Origin of the sequence: Herminiimonas aquatilis, from assembly GCF_042665175.1 — a bacterium.
In the GTDB taxonomy this organism is placed as follows: domain Bacteria; phylum Pseudomonadota; class Gammaproteobacteria; order Burkholderiales; family Burkholderiaceae_D; genus Oxalicibacterium; species Oxalicibacterium aquatilis.
The window spans coordinates 121,346-140,387 of the sequence record NZ_JBHTCC010000001.1 but is presented as its reverse complement, the minus strand read 5'-3'; the positions used below and the strand labels follow the sequence as shown (position 1 = coordinate 140,387).

The window sequence follows — 19,042 nt, the reverse complement described above, 5'->3', positions numbered from 1 at the left end:
ATGTTTCAGATCGGAAAAGGTCCATGCTTTTTCTTTGGATTAGCCAATACGATTTGCAGCTTCAAGCCCCCCCCATCTCGATTGAACAGATTGAGTTTGCCGCTGTGTCGTTTGACGATTCTATCGACAATGGCCAATCCTAATCCTGCGCCATTTGCCTGCCCACGTGCGCTATCCATCCGCGTGAAGGGGCGCAATAAGCGGCTGATCTCCTCAGCAGGTACACCAGCCCCGTGATCGGCAATTTCGAGAAAGACTTTATCGCCTTCTGCGCGGCAGCTGATATCAATTTCTACGTGTGATGCATCGCTCACCTTGCCGTAGCGGCGCGCATTTTCAACCAGGTTGTTAAGGATTCTCTTTATATCGATGGTGTTACCCAGGACGGTAACGTTGTCCTCTATCGATTTATGGATATTGACGTCGGGGAGGCGTGCTGCTTCATGTGCTGCATCGCTGATCAAGGCAGTTAAATCGATTACTTCAAAATGGCTGCTATCGACCGGTTTTGCATAGTCGAGAAATTGGCCAATGATGGCATCCATTTGATGCAGATCAGATTGCATACCTTTGCGCGCGTCGTCGGGCAGGCCAGCCATTTCAACTTCCAGCTGCATGCGAGCGAGCGGCGTGCGCAAGTCGTGCGAGATGCCCGCAAGCACAACCGCGCGATCGGATTCCACACGATTAAGATCATCAACCATTTGATTGAAGCTATGATTTGCTTCTCGGATTTCGGTGGGGCCGCGCTCGGGCAATGGGGCAGGGCGCTGTCCCTTTGCGATGGCACGAGTAGCCGCCGTAAGACGCGCTAATGGTTGATTGATCAAGCCGGATATCATCAGGGCGCCCAGCAATGACAGCAGCAAGGTGGCCGCGCCCCAGCCTATCCATTGCACGCCAAAAGTGCCTTCTACACGATCACGATCCAGCATCAGCCAGTATTGGTCATCGGAGATCTTGAAGCTGACCCAAAATCCCGGCACCTCATTCACTGTGCGTGCAAAGCGGGTTTCCTTGCCAAGGGTTGCACGTACATTTTCCTGAATGCTTTGCACCAGGCTGTTTTCGATTGGCGGCTCGACCAGATCGGTATCTTCCAGTGGATAGACGCGCACACCTTCATTGCTGGAAAGATCAAATAGCAATTCACGACGAAGATCAGGGGCAGAATGGGTGAGCGCCGCGCGCGTAATGGTGACGACTGAAATGACTTGTGCAGCTATTTGATTGGCACGTGGTCTTTGCTCTACAACACGATAACTGGCGACCCACGCCGCCATGCTGGCTGCAATCAGAAACGCCAGCAGGAAAAAGGTGCGCCAGAACAGGCCGCTTTTTATCCAGTTCAGGCGAGCATAGGGTGATGGTGTCGACATTCCTTGATTTTTCAGTCGGCTAAATTTTTAGCGCGGCTTGCCTTCAGGAATGAATACATAACCGAGCCCCCAGACCGTCTGGATATAGAGTGGTGTAGACGGATCGGGTTCTATCAATTTCCGCAAACGTGAAATTTGTACGTCGAGACTGCGGTCGAAGACTTCATATTCGCGGCCACGCGCCAGCTCCATTAATTTTTCTCGTGAAAGCGGTTGCCGCGCATGCCGTGCGAAAACTTTCAATACGGAAAATTCGCCAGTTGTCAGGGGTACGGTTTCATCATTTTTCTTCAAGGTGCGCGTGCCGAGATCCAGTGTGAATTCGCCGAAGGTGAAGGATTGCGGCGTTTCTGATGGTGCGCCTGGCGCTTCCTCTGGGCCGACACGACGCAGAACGGCGCTAATGCGCGCGACCAGTTCTCGTGGATTGAACGGTTTGGGTATGTAATCGTCTGCTCCCATTTCAAGGCCGACGATGCGATCGACGTCTTCACCTTTGGCGGTCAGCATGATGATGGGTGTCTTGTCGCCGGCACCGCGCAGGCGGCGGCATATGGAGAGACCGTCTTCACCTGGCAACATCAGGTCGAGGACAAGCAGGTCGTAGCGTTCACGCAACCACAACTTGTTCATCGCTTGCGCATTTTCTGCAGTGACGACATTGAATCCTTGCTCTGACAGATAGCGACGCAATAGATCGCGCAAACGCACGTCGTCATCAACGACCAGCACCTTGGTCTGATGCGAGTTGGTCGAATGGGTTGTTTCCTTCATGGGAGCATTTGTCGTATTCATTTTGCTATGGTAACTTCAGAAAGACTTCTCGGCATAGCGGGGAATGAAGGCATTACAAAGTGTTACAACCTTTACGGAAATGGACTTAGGGTCAGAGGCAAAGCAGCATAGACTTTGTACGTTGATAATTGATAAGCGTGCCAACTTTTTAAACGCTGCGGAAGATTAAGATGAATATTACATTGAAAAGAATAGGGATGACGATGTTGTTGGCAAGCGCCTTGACGAGCGCGACGGTAGTGTTTGCTCAATCCGGCGTTCAGGGATATGCCTTCGGTTACGGTTCGCAAAACGACGATCGTAATCGTTCGAATCAAGATAAACGTGGTGGCAATGACAGGCGCCAATCAGCCGATCGTTTTAACGACAATAGTGCAAATCGCAATGCGGAACCATCGCGTCGCGATCCTAGGCTGTCACCTGATGAGCGACGTGCGTTGCGCCGCCAAATTGATGAGGCGGGGCGTGATATTTATGCGCCACGTCGCTAGAAAAAAATAGAGATTTTCTGCATGTTGTGCAGAGGTAGTGTGCGGTGATCGAGAGTTGCAGCGAAATTGAGCGCTGCTAAAAACGGCGACTGTAAATCAACCTACAACGATATGGCGTTTGACAGACTTGTTTGCAGTCTGCCCATCCGGGCCGTAGACCGCATTACCTTGGACACTGCCATGTTGCAGAATATTGAGTACGTTTTGATTGCGTACCATTTGCTTGTTGATAAGCGTGCCGTTGACGCGATTCAGTTCTTTCCCAACTTCAGCCAATGCGATCAGCTCTTGCCAGGATGTATGCGCCGCAGCTGATGCTGCTGGCGTTTCCAGCCAGGCTTTCATTCCTGATTCATCCGCTTCAAAACCGGCCTTGCCCAGTGCCTGGTGACGCCCAGCAGCCAGTTCCGCCATCCTTACTGCCGCTTTTGCCTTCGGTTCGGTCAAGGCAGCGATGGCTGCGATATCCCCCAAGACCAATTGTTCTTGTTCTTGCTGCAACAATTGTGTCAATGCGCGTATAGCTTGGTGCTCTGCACTCAAACTGTCAGCAGGGTTGATATCGATTGCGCTCATGTTGGTTTTAACCTTTTCGTGCAGAAATCAGGTCTTTTACCGTATCCATCAGCCCATCGGCAACGCGCTCGGCATTTACCTGGAACTGACCGCCGGCAATTGCTGCCTTGATCTCTTCAACTTTTTTTGTGTCAAATACGCTGGCACCGGAGACCTGAGCAGTCAACGCCTGTACTTGTGTGGACAGTGTGACATTGCTGGAAGATGCCTTGCTACTGGCATCGGCCTTTTCAGCCCCTTTGCCTGCGCGCGTTTGCGTCGTTGTGACGCCTATTGCTGCAGTTTTCTTGCTTGTGTCATCAATTTTCACGACATCACTCCGTTTAATGTGCGGCAAAACGCCTATCTCATGTCAGGTCTATCGGCGTTATCGCACTAAACTTTAGTACTAATTGGAGTAGTGGTGCAATTATGTATCGCAATTATGTTGTTAATAATTCAATTCCACTATGCCACCCAGCTTGGCAATGCCGCTAATGACTTGACCACCTGAGGTTCTAACCTGCGTCAACTGACCTTCGTTCGCATTATTCAATGCGCGTGCTTCACTGGATACGCTAAACCCACTGCCGTTCAAGATGACGCGGACTGCTTGACCTTGCTGTATCGCTTGCTGGTTACGCAAAGCATCCTGGCGCAACGGTGAGCCTAATCTGACGGAATTCGCTACTGTGCGGCCAATCGCCTGTGATGCATCAGTGATGATGCCCGCCGGCATGGCTGTCAAATCCCCCATTACCTTGGCAATGTCAGCCTGGGTAATAGTTTGCCCTTGTGCCAACGGTACCGAGGCAACGATATAGTCGCCCTGCACTTGAACTTTGGCCGATACATAAATTGTCCATGGCGAAGGTACGGTACACCTTATACCCACCGTGGTTTTGCCCCATGCCTTGCTGGATGATGGGAAAAATGCCTCAGGCGTCGCACATGCCGGCAATTTCATGCGTTGATCGATGGACCCAAGTGTGACCTTGACTTCGCCCGGCAAGCCTGATGCCTGCGTGCGCAGGAACTGCACTGCCGCTTGTTTCAATACGCCCAGATCCTGACGTGCTTCTGGCTCTGTGACTTGTGCCAGCGCAAACTGGGTTGAGAGAGCGAATGGCAGGGTAAGGACGACGATTGCGAAATTGAAGAAGAGTTTCATGGCGGCCAGTGGTTGGATTGCACGATCATGTTACTGATTCAGCGTTCAGCCAAAGCCATGAATAGCACGGATTTTTCTCTTCTTATCGTTTGATCGGCGTGACAGAGTGCTCCGTATGATCAACGCTATAGAAATCCATTACAGGCGCGGGGAAGATTCCCTGAATGCACACTTCGGAGGTCGTAATGATCGGAAAACTTGATGACTTGATGCGCTTTCAGGAGACTGCCCTGAATCTGCGTGCGCAGCGACAACAGTTGCTGGCGTCGAATATTGCCAATGCGGATACGCCCAACTACAAGGCGCGTGATGTCGATTTTAACAAGGCCTTGCAAGGCGCGCTAGCTAAAAGCAGCAGCGGTGCCACGTCGCCGAACGAGCTGGCAAAAACGACAACCACGCATCTTGCTTCCAGTGCCAACAAGACTCTGGGCGGTGCGCCTTTGCTTTATAGCAATACGCAACAAGGAAATGTCGATGGCAATACAGTCGACATGGACGTGCAGCGTAATCAGTTTACCGATAATGCGATGCGTTATGAGGTTGGTATCACGCTTGTATCTGCCAAGATCAAGGGTATGCTCACCGCTATTCAGGGGCAATAATCATGTCACTATTTAATATCTTCAATGTTGCCGGTTCGGCCATGAGCGCGCAGAGTCAGCGCTTGAATGTGGTTTCCAGCAATATCGCCAACGCCGACAGTACTACCAGCGCCAACGGTCAGACCTATCGCGCCAAGCAGGTTGAATTTCAATCGGTGCCTATGTCCGGCGCAACTTCCACTGGTGTCAAGGTCAATCGCGTCGTCGAAGATGCATCCCCTTTGAAAATGGTGTTCGATCCCAAGCATCCGAATGCGGATGAAACCGGCCACGTCGCGATGCCTAACGTCAATGTGGTCGAGGAAATGGTCAACATGATTTCCGCATCACGCTCGTATCAAACCAATGTCGAAACCATGAATGCGGCCAAGACAATGCTTCTTAAAACCCTGACGCTCGGTCAGTAAATAATAAAAGGAATAATCATGGCCGCTATTGGTAATACCTTGCCACAGTCATTGCTCGACGCGATGAATCCGAAAGCTGCTTCTGCCGCGTCGACCGCAGCGGAAGCGCAGGATAGATTCTTGACGCTATTAGTGACGCAGATGAAAAATCAGGATCCATTGAACCCTATGGATAACGCACAAGTCACCAGCCAGTTGGCACAATTATCGACCGTGACCGGGATCGATAAATTAAACAGCACAGTGGAATCGCTGATGGGCAGTTATCAAACCAGCCAAACACTGCAAGCGGCGTCGCTAATCGGCACCGGCGTGCTCGCTCCCGGGAATAAAACAGGCCTGTCTGAAAAGCAGGCGTTGATGGGTGTTGAGTTTCCATCCGATGTCGATAGTGCGACCATCACGATCAAGGACGAGAAGGGGAACGTCGTAAAGACGATAGACCTGCCGGCACAAACTGCGGGCTCCAAACCGATCATTTGGGACGGCAAGAAAGCAGATGGTACCGACGCTGCTGATGGCACCTATTCATTCGAAGTGACCGCGACCCTCGCAGGCAAGCCTGTCGAAACCACCGAACTGCAATTCGGTATGGTGGCGACGGTTACGACTGCTGCCGGTCAGTCGGTCAAGCTTAATGTGCCAGGCTTGGGCGAACTTGAATTGTCAGATATTCGCCAGTACCTTTGATGTTGCGCAATCCTATTAAATTAAACCTTCACTGCCAGGAGAAATAAACATGAGTTTCCAACAAGGTTTGAGCGGATTGAATGCCGCCACTAAAAGTCTCGAAGCAATCGGTCATAACGTCGCCAATGCAGGCACCGTCGGCTTCAAGCAATCACAGGTTCAGTTTTCCGATGTCTATGCTAACTCGCTGGTTGGTTCCGGTGGTGGCGCGCAGATTGGTATCGGTACACAGGTATCGCGGGTTGCCCAGCAATTTTCGCAAGGCAATGTGACGGCCTCCAATAATCCGCTCGACATGGCAATTAACGGTGGTGGTTTTTTCCGCATGAGTGATAACGGCGCAATCAGCTATTCACGTAACGGCCAGTTCATCCTCAGCAAGGAAGGCTATATCGAAAGCGCGTCGGGTCAGCGCTTGACCGGTTACCTTGCCGATGCAGATGGCAATGTCGCAATTGGGGCTCCGGCCGAAATACACATCGATAAAGCCGATCTGGCACCTTCCGCTTCAACCACCTATGAATTGAAACTGACACTTGATTCACGCAAGGCAGTTCAGCCTGCAGCCAGCTTTGATCCTACCGATCCGACTACCTTTGCAGATTCGACTTCAGCCAAAGTGTTTGACAGCCTGGGTAATTCACATGATTTGCGTACGTTTTATGTGAAAACTGCTAGTGGCGCGACTGGCGCGACATGGACTGTTTTTGCGACTGTCGATGAAATACCTATTGGCTATGTTCCTCCTGCAGCGCCAGTCGCGCTTGGCACGATGGACTTTAATAATGGTGGTGTGTTGACCGGTACCACACCATCGCCTCTCGCAGCGAACATTGCAGTGACCAGTGGCGCGGCAACACCCTTTACTGTTTCCATCGATAGCACCGGAACGCAGCAATTCGCACAAGACTTTGGCGTTGCCAAACAACTGCCGAATGGTTATCCGGCGGGCACATTAATCGGCTTCAGCGTGGCGACAAACGGTGAGATCGTCGGTCGTTACACGAATGGCGAAAGCAATATTCTTGGACAAGTCATCTTGTCGTCGTTCGCCAATCCTAACGGCTTACAAAACATTGGTGATAACCAATGGGTAGAAACCGCAGACTCCGGCGCACCGCTGACAAGTACACCGGGCAGTAGCGGTTTGGGTTCGGTGCAGTCGTCGCGCGTTGAAGATTCGAACGTCGATTTGACGGCTGAGCTGGTCAATATGATTACCGCCCAGCGCTACTACCAGGCTAACGCGCAGACGATTAAAACGCAGGATCAGATTCTGCAAACTCTGGTGAACTTGCGTTAATGCTGAAGTCGAGTTGAATCTGAGCGGAAGAACCTACGCTCTGGCAGTGATGGTCGGTGCATCGGCGGCTTTGAATAACTGATGCGCCTGACTACAGGAGGAATGAGATGGATAGACTGATATATACCGCGATGTCGGGGGCCAAACAGATACTGGAACAGCAGGCGACAGTATCCAACAATCTGGCCAACGTTTCGACGAATGGCTTTCGTGCGCAGCTGGATACTTTCCGCGCAGTGCCAGTGGTCAGCGAGGGCTTGCCGACACGGACTTTTGTTGTGGACTCAACAGTCGGCAGCGATTTTCGCGCTGGACCTTTGCAACAAACCGGTCGTGCGCTGGATGTGGCGCTGGAAGGTCAGGGCTGGCTGGCGGTAGAGCGTGCTGACGGCACCGAAGGTTACACGCGTAGTGGCAGCTTGAAGGTCAATGAAAACGGTGTACTGCAAACGCAGAGCGGATTGAATGTGCTGAGTGATGCCGGACCGATCACGATCCCGCCTGACATTGTGTTGTCGATTGCAAAAGACGGCACGATTTCAACCGTCGAAGCAGGCTCCAAGCCAGGCGTTTCGATTCAATTGGCACGGATGAAGCTGGTTAATCCGCCGCAGGAAAACCTAGTGCGGGGCGATGATGGCCTGTTTATAACCAAGGACGGCGAAGCGGCTGAGGTTGATGCAAACGTCACAGTTGCGGCCGGTTACGTTGAGAGCAGTAACGTCAATGCCGTCGATGCCATGGTCAACATGATCAGCCTTGCAAGACAGTTCGAGCTTCATATGAATATGTTGAAGCATGCCGAGAGTAACGCTGCGAAAGCTACTGAATTTCTCGCTTTGAATTAATGCAGCTACGCGCAAAATGAGAATGGACGAAATGTCTGTAGTCAGCTTGCCGAAATATTGGAGAAGAAAATGATTCGTTCCTTATGGATTTCTAAAACTGGTCTGGATGCGCAACAAACGCAGATGGACGTCATTTCCAATAACTTGGCAAACGTCAGTACTACCGGTTTCAAACGTACACGCGCAGTGTTTGAGGACTTGTTGTACCAGACGATACGCCAGCCGGGTGCGGCCTCGTCGCAGCAAACCAATCTGCCATCCGGCCTGCAATTGGGTACGGGTGTCCGTCCGGTTGCGACCGAACGAATTCATACACAAGGCAACTTGCAACTGACCGGCAATTCTAAAGACGTTGCCATCAATGGCGCGGGTTTCTTTCAAGTCCTGCTGCCGGATGGCAATACGGCATATACGCGCGATGGTTCGTTTCAAACAGATGATCAGGGGCAGCTGGTTACTTCCAGTGGTTTTCCAATTCAACCGGCGATCACTATCCCTGTCGGTGCAACCGGCTTGACGATCAGTCGTGACGGTATTGTGTCCGTCAAGTTGGAGGGGGCAGTGGCGGCAACGGAAGTTGGTAACTTGCAATTGGCAACCTTCATCAATCCGGCCGGTCTGGAAAGCAAGGGCGAAAACCTGTATGTGGAAACCGGTGCCTCCGGCAATGCCAATGCCAATACGCCAGGTACCAACGGTGCCGGCATCATGGTTCAGAATTACACAGAAACATCCAACGTCAACGTGGTGGAAGAACTGGTCAACATGATCCAGACCCAACGTGCATATGAAATCAACAGCAAGGCAATTACTACCTCGGATCAGATGCTGCAGCGCCTGACGCAGATGTAATGCGTGGTTCTTTCCTGCAATTGTGAGATTAACTGGCTTAAGCAGGGCAGCAGCAAGGGTAAAACGAGGTAAAGGATTTGCAATGAAAAAATATATTCTGATGCTGGTTGCAGTAACTACGTTGCTAGGAGGTTGCGCAACGATGCCGGATACGATCGTGCAGACGCCATTGACCGCGCGTCCGCAGGCCTCTAGCGCGATTGCGCCGCCAGCTAATGGTGCCATTTTCCAAAGTGCTGCTTACCGTCCGATGTTCGAGGATAGGCGGGCGCGTTTGATAGGCGACACCATCACCATCATCATTAATGAAAAGAGTTCAGCCGGCAAACTTGCAGGCAGCTCCGCCAGCAAAACCGGATCGGTTGCAGCAGGCGTACCGAATATTTTTGGTTTGTTCAGTTCGATCACAGGGCGTCTGAATGCGAGTGCCTCGAATGCACTCAAGTATGAAGATAAGGGTGCAGTTACTTCCAGTAATAACTTCATCAGCACTTTGACCGTAACGGTGATCGATGTCCTCTCGAATGGCAACTTGATTGTCGCAGGTGAGAAGCAGGTTTCTCTCGACAAGGGTTCCGAATTCATTCGTTTTTCGGGTGTGGTGGATCCAAGTACTGTCAACTCCGGCAATATCGTTTCGTCGACGCAGGTCGCCGATGCAAAAATCGAATATCGCACCAACAGTACGGTGGATGGCGCCGAAGTAGCATCCATGCTGGCTCGCTTCTTCCTCAGCGTACTGCCTCTCTGATCCTGTCGCGAGGCAACAAGGAATACACATGAAAACCGCAATCAGTACGTCAACAAGTACACCGTCCGTTTTGAAAAAAACGCTGCAGATAATCGCCTGTTCGGCGTGCCTGCTGTTGCCATTGACGTCGCAAGCAGAGCGCCTGAAAGATCTGACCAGCGTGCAAGGCGTGCGGCAGAATCAATTGCTGGGTTACGGTCTGGTAGTTGGCCTGGATGGTAGTGGCGATCAAACGACACAAACGCCATTTACGGTGCAGAGCATCGTGAGCATGCTGCAGCAGATGGGTGTGAATCTGCCGCAAGGTACCAATTTGCAATTGAAAAATGTCGCTGCCGTAATGGTGACCAGTTCCTTGCCTGCATTTGCACAACCTGGTCAGACTTTGGATATTACCGTTTCGTCCATGGGTAATGCAAAAAGCATACGTGGCGGTACTCTACTGATGACGCCGCTCAAAGGCGCAGATGGTCTGATTTACGCGATGGCGCAGGGTAATGTCGTGGTGGGTGGTGTCGGTGCTGCGGCAAATGGCAGCAAGGCACAGATCAATCATTTGAGCGTGGGCCGGATTTCCGCAGGCGCCACCGTCGAGCGGGCCGTCAACACTGCTTTGGGGCAGGGCGATGTTATTTATCTTGAGTTGAAAGAAAGCGATTTTTCCACTGCTAGTCGAGTTGCCGATGCAGTCAATGCCCGCTTTGGCGCGCAGACCGCTTCCGCACAGGATGGACGTGTGATTCGCGTCAATGCGCCGTTAGATAACAATGCACGGGTGGCTTTTCTCGGAGCCCTGGAAAGCATCAATGTCACGCCGGCACAAGTGAGTGCAAAAGTGATCATGAATGCGCGCACTGGTTCAGTCGTCATGAATCAGGCAGTGACGCTGGATACCTGCGCCGTATCGCACGGCAATCTGTCCGTGGTGATCAATACCCAGCCTGTGATCAGCCAGCCGGCACCGCTTTCCGGTGGGCAAACCGTGGTGGCCCAACAATCGCAAATCGAAATCAGCAAGGATCCGGGCAAGGTCATCTTGCTGAAAAATTCCGCCTCGTTGGCGGAGGTGGTCAAGGCATTGAATTCGATAGGCGCAACACCACAGGATTTGCTGGCGATTTTGCAGGCCATGAAGGCATCAGGTTCGCTGCGCGCAGAACTGGAAATTATTTAATCGTCACATGATTACGCCTGCTGACAATTCGAACAATAGCCTGGCGATCGATGCCAAGGGCCTTGATGCGCTGAAACAATCGGCGCGTCAGAATTCGCCTGAATCGATTAAGGTCGCGGCCAAGCAATTCGAAGCGCTGTTCATGAACATGATCATGAAGAGCATGCGCGATGCAACGCCGCAAGAAGGCGTGTTCGATAATCAGCAAACCAAAATGTACACCTCTATGCTGGATCAACAGCTGAGTCAGAACATGACGAGCCGCGGTGTGGGTTTGGCCGATGTGTTGATTCGACAACTGTCAGGCAATCAAATGAATGCGGCAGTGGCCAGTGAAACTGCTGCAAACCAAAATAGTGGCGCAGATGACCTGAGTTCGAGTTTGAAAACAGACTTGCTGCGCTCGCTATCCGAGCGCGCGGTGCGTGCGCCGCCACCGACTGACCAAGCGGTCGCCGCAACTGACAAGCCCAAGCATGTACAGGCATTCCAGGACAAGCTCACTGCACATGCGGAAGAAGCGAGCAAGACGACCGGTATTCCTGCCAAATTCATGCTGGGCCAGGCCGCTCTGGAAAGCGGCTGGGGCAAGCATGTTATCCGTACTGCAGATGGCGGCACCAGCCACAACTTGTTTGGTATCAAGGCAACCGGCGGCTGGAAGGGAAAAACAGTGGATGCAGTTACGACCGAGTACGTCAATGGCGTGCCACAGAAACGTGTAGAAAAATTCCGCGCCTATGACTCTTACGCAGATTCATTCCGCGATTATGCCAAATTGCTACGAGATAATCCACGCTATGAAAAAGTTCTGGCAAACGCGACTGATGTAAAAGGTTTTGCACAAGGCTTGCAAAAGGCCGGCTACGCGACGGATCCCAAGTACGCGGAGAAATTGACCAACCTCATCAATCGGAATCTGTCAGTCTGAGCCTAATCATTCATACAACTTGAATAGTTGTGCAAGTAGCAAGGGCGGGAATGAGGGGCTCAAGTTTTCCCTTGATGTGCCGTACACAACGATATAGCGTTCAAAGAAATAGACCATGCCTAATATTCTCAGTATCGCGACCAGTGCACTTGCCGCAGCCCAGGCTGGTCTGGCGACGACCGGACACAATATCGCAAACCAGAAAACCCCGGGCTACAGTCGCCAATTGGTGATTCAGACGTCGCTGGGCGGGCAAAATCTTGGTGGTGGTTATATTGGTAACGGCACGACAGTAGAAACCGTACAGCGCGTTTATAACGAATTCATCTCAAAGCAAGTTGTCGCTGCGCAAGGTAGCGCCAGCCAACTGCAGAGTTACGCTACTCAAATTGGCAAGATCAATAATATGATCGCCGACTCCGCCACTGGTCTGACACCAGTAATTCAGGATTTCTTCAAGGGCATACAGGATTTAGTCAGCAACCCTGGCTCGTCGCCGTCACGTCAAGCTATGTTGTCGGGCGCAGAATCGCTGGCGGCACGTTTTCAGACCATGGACGGTCAGTTGCGTGCAATCCGCGAAGGCGTGAATACTGAAATTAGCGCAAGCGTCACCAATATCAACGGTTATGCTGAACAGATTAGTCAATTAAATATCGCGATTTCCAAAGCACAGGCCAATGGACAACCGCCTAACGATTTGCTCGACCAGCGCGATTACCTGGTTGGCGAATTGGCGAAGGAAGCCAAAGTTACTGTTAACAAGCAGAGTAGCGGTTACAGCGTCTATATCGGGAATGGCCAGCCTTTGGTTGTTGGTAATTCCGTCTATAAATTAACCACCGTTGCATCGTCGACTGATTTGGGACGTCTGCAAGTTGGTTATATTTCGAAAGGGACCACGGTTACCCTGCCTGAAGAGTCAATAACAGGTGGCAAACTGGGTGGTTTGATTGAGTTCCGTAACAAGTCGCTGGACCCAATCCAAAACTCCTTGGGTCGTATCGCACTGGGCATGGCAGAAACCTTCAATGCGCAACATCGCCTCGGGCAAGATCAAAACGGTAATTTGGGCGGCGACTTTTTCAATTCTGCCCAACCTGCCGTCAATGCTGATTACAACAACACCGGTACTGCAGTTGTCGGTGCGACGATCAGCAATGTCAGTGCACTGACTACCAGCGATTATCGTGTGTCATACGATGGTAGCAACTACAGCGTGACGCGCATTTCTGATAATGCGTCCATGTATTCCGGCGCAACATTTCCGACTGCCACGATTGATGGTGTAGATCTTACGATGACATCGGGGCCGATGGCCGCTGGTGATCACTATATCGTGCGACCAACCGTCAATGGCGCCGCCGACTTCAATGTCTTGATCAAGGATTTGTCATCGATCGCGGCAGCTACGCCTATCGTAACCGGCGCAACCACCACCAATACAGGTACGGGCGCTATCAGCGCTGGCTCGATTAACGCGGCCTTTACCGCTGCGACTGTATCTACACCTGTAACGCTGACATACAACTCGGCTGGCGGTACCTTGACTGGTTTCCCAGCCACGATGCCTGTAACCGTAACAACCAATGGCGTACCTACGACTTATGCTGCGGGTGCGGCGGTTCCTTATACGGCAGGTTCGACGATTTCTTTTGGCGGTGCAGAAATCAAACTGACTGGTGCGCCGGCAGATGGAGATACCTTCAAGATCAGCGCCAACGTCAATGGTCAAGGTGACAGTCGCAACATGCTGGCCCTGGGTGAGTTGCAGACCAAGAATACCTTGCAAGGCGGGACGGCAAACTACAACACGGCTTACAGTCAGTTGGTTAGTCTGGTCGGTAACAAGACACGTGAACTGCAGGTTAATAGTGCGGCTGAAGGCGGGTTGCTGCAACAACTGAAAACCGCGCAACAGTCTGAATCCGGCGTAAATCTGGATGAAGAAGCGGCCAATTTGATTCAGTATCAACAGGCTTATCAAGCCGCTGCGAAGGTGATGCAGGCTGTAAGCGATATGTTTGATATTCTGGCTTCGTTGGGACGATAGGGATAATTAATCATGCGTATCAGCACAAACACAATGTATGAACTAGGCTCCCGCCAGATCAGCGATCTGCAGACCGCCTTGTTCAGGACACAGCAACAGGTTTCCAGTGGTATGCGTATTTTGACGCCTGCAGATGATCCTGTTGCCGCTGCTGCTGCATTGGGTATGGATCAGGCACTGGCCATCAATGATCAGTTTGCCCTCAATCGTTCCAATGCAAAAAGCGCTTTGTCTGAAGAAGAAAGTATTTTGCAAAGTGTTAATTCGCTCCTGCAATCGGTCAAGGATGTAGTCGTTGGTGCCGGTAATGGTGCGCTCGATGATGAGCAAAGAAAAATGTATGCGACTCAGTTGCGTAACAATTTTGACGAGTTGATGTCGCTGGCAAATTCACGCGATAGCAGTGGTAATTATATTTTTGCCGGCTACCAAACAACAGTCCAGCCATATACCCAATCTGCGACAGGCGCTAACTATGGCGGTGACCAGGGGCAACGCATGTTGCAGGTAGGTGCTGCGCGTCAAATGGCGGTGGGTGATGCAGGTTCCACCGTCTTTGAAGCAGGCATGAGCGGTAATGGCCGCTTCGTTACGGCAGCTGGGGCAGGCAATACAGGAACAGGTTTGATCAGTACTGGTTCGGTGACCGATCAGACACAATTGACGGGCCATGACTATGCAGTTACATTTTCTATCGATGCGGCTGGAGTTACGACCTATCTCGTGACAGAAACGCCACCACCTGCCACGCCAGCCACACCACAACCGTATGTGAGCGGACAGGCAATCAGTTTCGGTGGCATGCAATTCGACATCAAAGGTGCGCCGGCCAATGGCGACACTTTCAGCGTGAAGCCTAGCCAAAAACAAAATGTTTTCACTGTGATTACTGATTTGCTTGCAACGATTTCAACATCTGCTGTTGGCGCTCAAGGACAAACCAAATTGGCAAATGGTCTGGCCGCCGCTAATAACAGTATCGCCAATACGCTTGTGAATGTATCGGCAGTACGCACCACAATTGGTTCTCGTCTGAAGGAGATCGATAACCTCGATACCGCAGGCTCCGACTTGAAAGTCAAATACACAGAGACTTTAAAGCAATTGCAGGAAGTCGATCCTATCGAAGCCTATTCGAGCTTTACCCAGCAACAATACACGCTGGAAGCAGCACGCCAGTCGTTCATCAAAATATCAGGCTTGTCGTTGTTCAACATGCTGACCTGATCGAATAGTTTGTTCTTGCGGTCGCGAGAACAAACTATCTCATTCATTTGTGCCTATTGCTGTAGCGGTGTAAATGCAACGGTAATTCTCCCCATCGCATCGATTCCTTCCTGAATCAAATTGATAAACGGATTCATCAAATAAGGCAGTACAACGCCGATCATGATGAAGCCGACAGCTATCGTGGTCGGGAAACCAATGCCGAAAATATTCAGTTGAGGTGCGGCTCGCGTCAACACGCCGAGTGCGATGTTGGTGATCAACAGGGCGGCCACCATAGGCAGAGAAAGTTGTACGCCGGCGCTAAAGATACGCCCACCCCATTTCACGATTTCGAACAAGCCTGCATTTGAAACAAAGCTCCCTGTAATCGGCAGCAATTCAAAAGTCTGCGCCAGCGTGGACAAGACCACCAGATGAAGATTGGTGGATAGATAGATCATCAGGATCAACAATGCCAGGAACTGGCTGATCACTGAGGTTCGTGCACGCGTTTGCGGATCGAAAAAACTCGCGAAGCCCAGACCCATCGTCATGCCGGTAATTTCACCTGCCATTTCAACGCCGGCGAACACAATCCGCATCGCAAAGCCCATCGTCAAACCGATCAGCAGTTGCTGCATCAAAATCAGGAAGCCAGTGGACGATATGGGATCCACTGCTGGCATTGCCGGGACGGTGGGGGCAATGATCAGTGCCAGCATGATGCTGAGGCTGATCTTGACGCGCGCTGGTACGCTGACATTACCGAACAAAGGTGCAACGGAAATCAAACCCATGATGCGCGTCAGCGGCCACAGCAATCCTGTGATCCACGTATTCAGTTCTGCGCTGGTTATGCTGATCATGCGGACCGTAGGATGAATTGAATGCAGAATACACCGGTGAAGCCGGCGCGACGACTAGCTGACAAGCAGGGGGATATTGGTAAACATCTCGCGCATGTAATCCAGCATGATGGTCAACATCCATGGACCGGCGACCACCAAGGCGACAAAAATGCCGATTAGCTTGGGAATGAAAGTGAGGGTCTGTTCATTGATTTGCGTCGCGGCCTGAAAGATGCTGACAATCAAGCCAATTGCGAGCGCGATCAGCAGCATCGGCGCCGCCACCATCAAGGTGACTTCAATGGCGTGGCGGCCCATCGTCATGACGCTTTCGGGAGTCATTGCATGTCCTCAGTAAAAACTCTGTGCGAGCGAGCCGATCAGCAATTGCCAACCATCAACCAGCACAAACAACATCAACTTGAATGGCAAGGCCACAATCGACGGTGACACCATCATCATACCCATCGACATCAGCACACTGGCGACCACCATATCGATGATTAAAAATGGGATGAAGATGGCGAAGCTGATTTGAAATGCAGTTTTCAATTCACTCGTGATAAATGCCGGTACCAATACGCGCAATGGAATATCTTCTGGTCCTTGGAGCTCAGGCCCTTTGGATAATTTGACATACAGCGCCAGATCCGACTCGCGCGTCTGCTTGACCATGAAGGTTTTCAGCGGTGCCACTGCCTTTTCCAGGGCTTCGTCCATCTTTATCTTGTTGGCCGTAAACGGTTGGTAGGCATCAACATAGATCTTGTCCAGCACTGGACTCATGACGAACAGTGTCAGGAACAATGCAAGTCCTATAATGACTTGATTTGGCGGTGAACTTTGTGTGCCGAGCGCCTGACGTAACAAAGACAGTACGATGATGATGCGTGTAAAACTGGTCATCATCAGCAACACTGCGGGCAGGAATGACAGGCCGGTCAGTAGCAACAGGGTTTGCAGGCTGAGCGAGTAAGTCTGGCCGCCGCCTGCAGTTGGTGTGCTGGTAAATGCGGGCAGACCGGCTTGCTGCGCCATGGCAGCCACAGGCAAGGCCAGTAGCAGTGGCAGTGCAAGACGCAACAAACGACGCAGCATGAAGAATGAATTATTGGCCATTACGTTTTTCGATTGTTTGCGTGAGCCAGCTCGAAAAATTTTTCGATGGCGGTGCATCGGTAGTGACTAATGTTGTTTCCTGCTTGTTTTCCTGTTTGGACATCGTGGCCAGCGCGTTGACCCGACCTGGTGCGACACCCACGACTATCCATTGGTCGGCTATTTCCACCACCACTACACGTTCACGATTGCCAACGCTGACGCCGCCGATTATTTTGATCTGTGCCGCGTTATTACCTTTCGCCGTATTGAAACGACGTAAGACCCAGGCTGCGGCAGCCATCAAGGCGAGGACAACCAGCAAACCCAGGGTAACCTGCATCAGGTTGCCGGCAGTTGACGTAGGCGTTGTGCTGACCGTGGTTACCGTACTTGTAGCGGCGGCTTGCGCATGGGCCGCTGACACTGAGAACAGTGCCGTTAAAAATGAAAAAACACGGATCATCTGTTCAACTTGCGAATGCGTTCTGACGGCGTGATGATGTCAGTCAGGCGGATGCCGAACTTGTCATTGACGACGACAACTTCGCCTTGCGCTATCAGGCAGCCGTTGACCAATACATCCATCGGTTCGCCTGCGAGGCCATCAAGTTCGACGACCGAACCTTGTGCCAGTTGCAGCAGATTTTTAATGGCGATTTTGGTACGGCCGAGTTCAACCGTCAGTTGGACTGGAATATCGAGAATGAAATCGATATCGTTGTGCGTGCCGGTCTTCAAGTCGCCGCCGGCGAAATCCTTGAATACAGTAGCAGTTGCCGGTTTTGGGGCAAGTGCAGCAGCTTCCGCTTCAGTCTGCTCCTGCTCGGCCATCGCCGCGCCCCAATCGTCTTCTGCTGTTGTTTGGGATTCGTTTTCATCACTCATGTTCTTCTCCTTGCGGTGAGTCGTTTGCGCTGTAGATCAGTTTTTCCACGCGCAATGCATATTGACCATTCAGTTTGCCGTACGAACATTCCATCACGGGCACGCCATCGACTGCAGCAGTGATTTGGTCCGGCACGGCGATCGAGATAACGTCGCCGACTTTCATGTTGAGGATGTCGCCCAGCGTCACGTTAGCCGAGCCCATATTGGCTAGAATTTCGACTTCTGCGGTCTGGATCTGCTGCGTCATCAAGCGTATCCAGCGTTTGTCCATTTCCAGCGTCTCGCCTTGCATGCTACTGGTCAGCAGATCGCGGATTGGCTCGATCATCGAGTAGGGCACACAGAAGTGCAGGTCACCGCTCACCGGACCGAGTTCAATCGTGAAGGTGGTGGCGACGACGACTTCATTTGGGGTTGCGATATTTGCAAACTGCGTATTCATTTCCGAACGGATGTACTCAAACTCAACCGGATAAACCGGTTCCCACGACTTGGCGTAGGTTTCGAAAATGATTTCGAGTATGCGTTGAATGATGCGTTGCTCAGTCTGGGTAAAGTCGCGCCCTTCGACGCGGGTATGGAAACGTCCATCGCCGCCAAATAAATTGTCAACCAGCAGGAACACGAGATTTGGATCGATGACAATCAAACCGATGCCGCGCAACGGCTTCATGTGTATCAAATTCAGGTTGGTCGGTACAACCAGATTGCGGATGAATTCGCTGTATTTTGAAACGCGCACTGGACCGATCGACACTTCCGCACTACGGTGCAAGAAGTTGAACAGGCCGATGCGCAACAGGCGTGAAAAACGTTCGTTGATAATTTCCAGCGTTGGCATGCGACCACGCACGATACGCTCCTGGGTCGCCAGATTGTACGGGCGTACGCCCGTCGTATCTTCTGGTTTGCCAGTCTCATCCTGATCGCCATTGACGCCCTTAAGCAGGGCATCAACTTCTTCTTGTGAGAGAAAATTATCGGCCATGGT

At 51.6% G+C, this 19,042-nt stretch carries 23 protein-coding genes; 12 read left to right on the top strand and 11 right to left on the bottom strand.

Annotated elements, in window-relative coordinates; genetic code table 11:
- Nucleotides 1-5: 5 nt before the first annotated feature.
- Together ACFQO0_RS00705 and ompR are read right to left on the bottom strand one after the other, a co-directional pair.
- Complete coding sequence (locus ACFQO0_RS00705; protein ID WP_382232085.1) at nucleotides 6-1,379, bottom strand: ATP-binding protein; 1,374 nt, start codon at nucleotides 1,377-1,379, stop codon at nucleotides 6-8.
- A gap of 27 nt (nucleotides 1,380-1,406) precedes the next feature.
- Nucleotides 1,407-2,174 (bottom strand): osmolarity response regulator transcription factor OmpR, encoded by a 768-nt coding sequence (gene ompR / locus ACFQO0_RS00700; RefSeq protein ID WP_382232083.1) that lies wholly within the window; start codon nucleotides 2,172-2,174, stop codon nucleotides 1,407-1,409.
- Nucleotides 2,175-2,344: 170 nt separating this feature from the next.
- Between ompR and ACFQO0_RS00695 the strand changes: the two genes are divergently transcribed.
- The gene (locus ACFQO0_RS00695; protein ID WP_382232081.1) at nucleotides 2,345-2,665 is read left to right on the top strand and encodes a hypothetical protein; all 321 of its coding nucleotides are present in this window, start codon (nucleotides 2,345-2,347) and stop codon (nucleotides 2,663-2,665) included.
- Nucleotides 2,666-2,761: 96 nt separating this feature from the next.
- On the opposite strand, the gene ACFQO0_RS00690 is transcribed toward ACFQO0_RS00695, so the two are convergent.
- From ACFQO0_RS00690 to flgA, 3 genes are all read right to left on the bottom strand, one after another.
- The gene (locus tag ACFQO0_RS00690) at nucleotides 2,762-3,241 is read right to left on the bottom strand and encodes a flagella synthesis protein FlgN (protein WP_382232079.1); all 480 of its coding nucleotides are present in this window, start codon (nucleotides 3,239-3,241) and stop codon (nucleotides 2,762-2,764) included.
- A gap of 7 nt (nucleotides 3,242-3,248) precedes the next feature.
- A complete protein-coding gene (gene flgM / locus ACFQO0_RS00685) occupies nucleotides 3,249-3,551 on the bottom strand; it encodes a flagellar biosynthesis anti-sigma factor FlgM (RefSeq protein ID WP_382232077.1) in 303 nt (100 codons plus the stop codon).
- Nucleotides 3,552-3,671: 120 nt separating this feature from the next.
- Nucleotides 3,672-4,391, bottom strand: coding sequence for a flagellar basal body P-ring formation chaperone FlgA (gene flgA, locus ACFQO0_RS00680; protein WP_382232076.1), 720 nt, complete (start codon nucleotides 4,389-4,391; stop codon nucleotides 3,672-3,674).
- A 185-nt stretch (nucleotides 4,392-4,576) separates the two neighbouring features.
- Here flgA and flgB point away from each other — a divergent pair, with 185 nt between their 5' ends.
- The 11 genes from flgB to flgL all read left to right on the top strand — a co-directional run bounded on the left by flgB (nucleotide 4,577) and on the right by flgL (nucleotide 15,232).
- Complete coding sequence (gene flgB / locus ACFQO0_RS00675; protein WP_382232074.1) at nucleotides 4,577-4,996, top strand: flagellar basal body rod protein FlgB; 420 nt, start codon at nucleotides 4,577-4,579, stop codon at nucleotides 4,994-4,996.
- A 2-nt stretch (nucleotides 4,997-4,998) separates the two neighbouring features.
- On the top strand, nucleotides 4,999-5,403 hold the full coding sequence (flgC, locus tag ACFQO0_RS00670; protein ID WP_112991567.1) for a flagellar basal body rod protein FlgC: 405 nt from the start codon (nucleotides 4,999-5,001) through the stop codon (nucleotides 5,401-5,403).
- An 18-nt stretch (nucleotides 5,404-5,421) separates the two neighbouring features.
- Nucleotides 5,422-6,093 (top strand): flagellar hook assembly protein FlgD, encoded by a 672-nt coding sequence (flgD, locus tag ACFQO0_RS00665; RefSeq protein ID WP_382232072.1) that lies wholly within the window; start codon nucleotides 5,422-5,424, stop codon nucleotides 6,091-6,093.
- Nucleotides 6,094-6,142: 49 nt separating this feature from the next.
- Nucleotides 6,143-7,396, top strand: a complete 1,254-nt coding sequence (gene flgE / locus ACFQO0_RS00660; protein WP_382232070.1) for a flagellar hook protein FlgE — start codon at nucleotides 6,143-6,145, stop codon at nucleotides 7,394-7,396.
- A 107-nt stretch (nucleotides 7,397-7,503) separates the two neighbouring features.
- Nucleotides 7,504-8,244, top strand: coding sequence for a flagellar basal-body rod protein FlgF (gene flgF, locus ACFQO0_RS00655; RefSeq protein WP_382232068.1), 741 nt, complete (start codon nucleotides 7,504-7,506; stop codon nucleotides 8,242-8,244).
- A 69-nt stretch (nucleotides 8,245-8,313) separates the two neighbouring features.
- Entirely contained in the window at nucleotides 8,314-9,096 is a 783-nt protein-coding gene (flgG, locus tag ACFQO0_RS00650) for a flagellar basal-body rod protein FlgG (protein ID WP_382232066.1), read from the top strand.
- Nucleotides 9,097-9,178: 82 nt separating this feature from the next.
- On the top strand, nucleotides 9,179-9,847 hold the full coding sequence (locus ACFQO0_RS00645) for a flagellar basal body L-ring protein FlgH (RefSeq protein ID WP_382232064.1): 669 nt from the start codon (nucleotides 9,179-9,181) through the stop codon (nucleotides 9,845-9,847).
- Between the two features lie 28 nt (nucleotides 9,848-9,875).
- Nucleotides 9,876-11,021: a flagellar basal body P-ring protein FlgI gene (locus ACFQO0_RS00640; RefSeq protein WP_382232062.1), complete on the top strand. Its 1,146-nt coding sequence runs from the start codon at nucleotides 9,876-9,878 to the stop codon at nucleotides 11,019-11,021.
- A gap of 7 nt (nucleotides 11,022-11,028) precedes the next feature.
- On the top strand, nucleotides 11,029-11,952 hold the full coding sequence (flgJ, locus tag ACFQO0_RS00635; RefSeq protein WP_382232060.1) for a flagellar assembly peptidoglycan hydrolase FlgJ: 924 nt from the start codon (nucleotides 11,029-11,031) through the stop codon (nucleotides 11,950-11,952).
- A 115-nt stretch (nucleotides 11,953-12,067) separates the two neighbouring features.
- Nucleotides 12,068-14,005 carry a flagellar hook-associated protein FlgK gene (gene flgK, locus ACFQO0_RS00630; protein ID WP_382232057.1) on the top strand — a complete coding sequence of 646 codons (1,938 nt, stop codon included), beginning with the start codon at nucleotides 12,068-12,070 and terminating at the stop codon, nucleotides 14,003-14,005.
- A 12-nt stretch (nucleotides 14,006-14,017) separates the two neighbouring features.
- Entirely contained in the window at nucleotides 14,018-15,232 is a 1,215-nt protein-coding gene (flgL, locus tag ACFQO0_RS00625) for a flagellar hook-associated protein FlgL (protein WP_382232055.1), read from the top strand.
- A 53-nt stretch (nucleotides 15,233-15,285) separates the two neighbouring features.
- Here flgL and fliR read toward each other — a convergent pair whose 3' ends face one another.
- The 6 genes from fliR to fliM are packed head-to-tail and all read right to left on the bottom strand — an operon-like array spanning nucleotide 15,286 to nucleotide 19,039.
- A complete protein-coding gene (gene fliR, locus ACFQO0_RS00620; protein WP_382232053.1) occupies nucleotides 15,286-16,080 on the bottom strand; it encodes a flagellar biosynthetic protein FliR in 795 nt (264 codons plus the stop codon).
- Nucleotides 16,081-16,134: 54 nt separating this feature from the next.
- Complete coding sequence (gene fliQ / locus ACFQO0_RS00615) at nucleotides 16,135-16,404, bottom strand: flagellar biosynthesis protein FliQ (RefSeq protein WP_382232051.1); 270 nt, start codon at nucleotides 16,402-16,404, stop codon at nucleotides 16,135-16,137.
- 9 nt (nucleotides 16,405-16,413) lie between these two features.
- Nucleotides 16,414-17,181, bottom strand: coding sequence for a flagellar type III secretion system pore protein FliP (fliP, locus tag ACFQO0_RS00610; protein WP_382232049.1), 768 nt, complete (start codon nucleotides 17,179-17,181; stop codon nucleotides 16,414-16,416).
- Complete coding sequence (gene fliO / locus ACFQO0_RS00605) at nucleotides 17,171-17,626, bottom strand: flagellar biosynthetic protein FliO (RefSeq protein ID WP_382232047.1); 456 nt, start codon at nucleotides 17,624-17,626, stop codon at nucleotides 17,171-17,173. The genes fliP and fliO overlap by 11 nt, the downstream gene beginning before the upstream one ends.
- Nucleotides 17,623-18,048 carry a flagellar motor switch protein FliN gene (gene fliN, locus ACFQO0_RS00600; protein WP_382232045.1) on the bottom strand — a complete coding sequence of 142 codons (426 nt, stop codon included), beginning with the start codon at nucleotides 18,046-18,048 and terminating at the stop codon, nucleotides 17,623-17,625. The genes fliO and fliN overlap by 4 nt, the downstream gene beginning before the upstream one ends.
- Nucleotides 18,041-19,039 carry a flagellar motor switch protein FliM gene (gene fliM, locus ACFQO0_RS00595; protein WP_382232043.1) on the bottom strand — a complete coding sequence of 333 codons (999 nt, stop codon included), beginning with the start codon at nucleotides 19,037-19,039 and terminating at the stop codon, nucleotides 18,041-18,043. The genes fliN and fliM overlap by 8 nt, the downstream gene beginning before the upstream one ends.
- Nucleotides 19,040-19,042: the final 3 nt, after the last annotated feature.

Excerpts from the sequence above, each read along its gene's own strand:
- ACFQO0_RS00705 (WP_382232085.1), bottom strand. The coding sequence starts at position 1,379 with ATGTCGACACCATCACCCTATGCTCGCCTGAACTGGATAAAAAGCGGC.
- ompR (WP_382232083.1), bottom strand. The coding sequence starts at position 2,174 with ATGAATACGACAAATGCTCCCATGAAGGAAACAACCCATTCGACCAAC.
- ACFQO0_RS00695 (WP_382232081.1), top strand. The coding sequence starts at position 2,345 with ATGAATATTACATTGAAAAGAATAGGGATGACGATGTTGTTGGCAAGC.
- ACFQO0_RS00690 (WP_382232079.1), bottom strand. The coding sequence starts at position 3,241 with ATGAGCGCAATCGATATCAACCCTGCTGACAGTTTGAGTGCAGAGCAC.
- flgA (WP_382232076.1), bottom strand. The coding sequence starts at position 4,391 with ATGAAACTCTTCTTCAATTTCGCAATCGTCGTCCTTACCCTGCCATTC.
- flgB (WP_382232074.1), top strand. The coding sequence starts at position 4,577 with ATGATCGGAAAACTTGATGACTTGATGCGCTTTCAGGAGACTGCCCTG.
- flgC (WP_112991567.1), top strand. The coding sequence starts at position 4,999 with ATGTCACTATTTAATATCTTCAATGTTGCCGGTTCGGCCATGAGCGCG.
- flgD (WP_382232072.1), top strand. The coding sequence starts at position 5,422 with ATGGCCGCTATTGGTAATACCTTGCCACAGTCATTGCTCGACGCGATG.
- flgE (WP_382232070.1), top strand. The coding sequence starts at position 6,143 with ATGAGTTTCCAACAAGGTTTGAGCGGATTGAATGCCGCCACTAAAAGT.
- flgF (WP_382232068.1), top strand. The coding sequence starts at position 7,504 with ATGGATAGACTGATATATACCGCGATGTCGGGGGCCAAACAGATACTG.
- flgG (WP_382232066.1), top strand. The coding sequence starts at position 8,314 with ATGATTCGTTCCTTATGGATTTCTAAAACTGGTCTGGATGCGCAACAA.
- ACFQO0_RS00645 (WP_382232064.1), top strand. The coding sequence starts at position 9,179 with ATGAAAAAATATATTCTGATGCTGGTTGCAGTAACTACGTTGCTAGGA.
- ACFQO0_RS00640 (WP_382232062.1), top strand. The coding sequence starts at position 9,876 with ATGAAAACCGCAATCAGTACGTCAACAAGTACACCGTCCGTTTTGAAA.
- flgJ (WP_382232060.1), top strand. The coding sequence starts at position 11,029 with ATGATTACGCCTGCTGACAATTCGAACAATAGCCTGGCGATCGATGCC.
- flgK (WP_382232057.1), top strand. The coding sequence starts at position 12,068 with ATGCCTAATATTCTCAGTATCGCGACCAGTGCACTTGCCGCAGCCCAG.
- flgL (WP_382232055.1), top strand. The coding sequence starts at position 14,018 with ATGCGTATCAGCACAAACACAATGTATGAACTAGGCTCCCGCCAGATC.
- fliR (WP_382232053.1), bottom strand. The coding sequence starts at position 16,080 with ATGATCAGCATAACCAGCGCAGAACTGAATACGTGGATCACAGGATTG.
- fliQ (WP_382232051.1), bottom strand. The coding sequence starts at position 16,404 with ATGACTCCCGAAAGCGTCATGACGATGGGCCGCCACGCCATTGAAGTC.
- fliP (WP_382232049.1), bottom strand. The coding sequence starts at position 17,181 with ATGGCCAATAATTCATTCTTCATGCTGCGTCGTTTGTTGCGTCTTGCA.
- fliO (WP_382232047.1), bottom strand. The coding sequence starts at position 17,626 with ATGATCCGTGTTTTTTCATTTTTAACGGCACTGTTCTCAGTGTCAGCG.
- fliN (WP_382232045.1), bottom strand. The coding sequence starts at position 18,048 with ATGAGTGATGAAAACGAATCCCAAACAACAGCAGAAGACGATTGGGGC.
- fliM (WP_382232043.1), bottom strand. The coding sequence starts at position 19,039 with ATGGCCGATAATTTTCTCTCACAAGAAGAAGTTGATGCCCTGCTTAAG.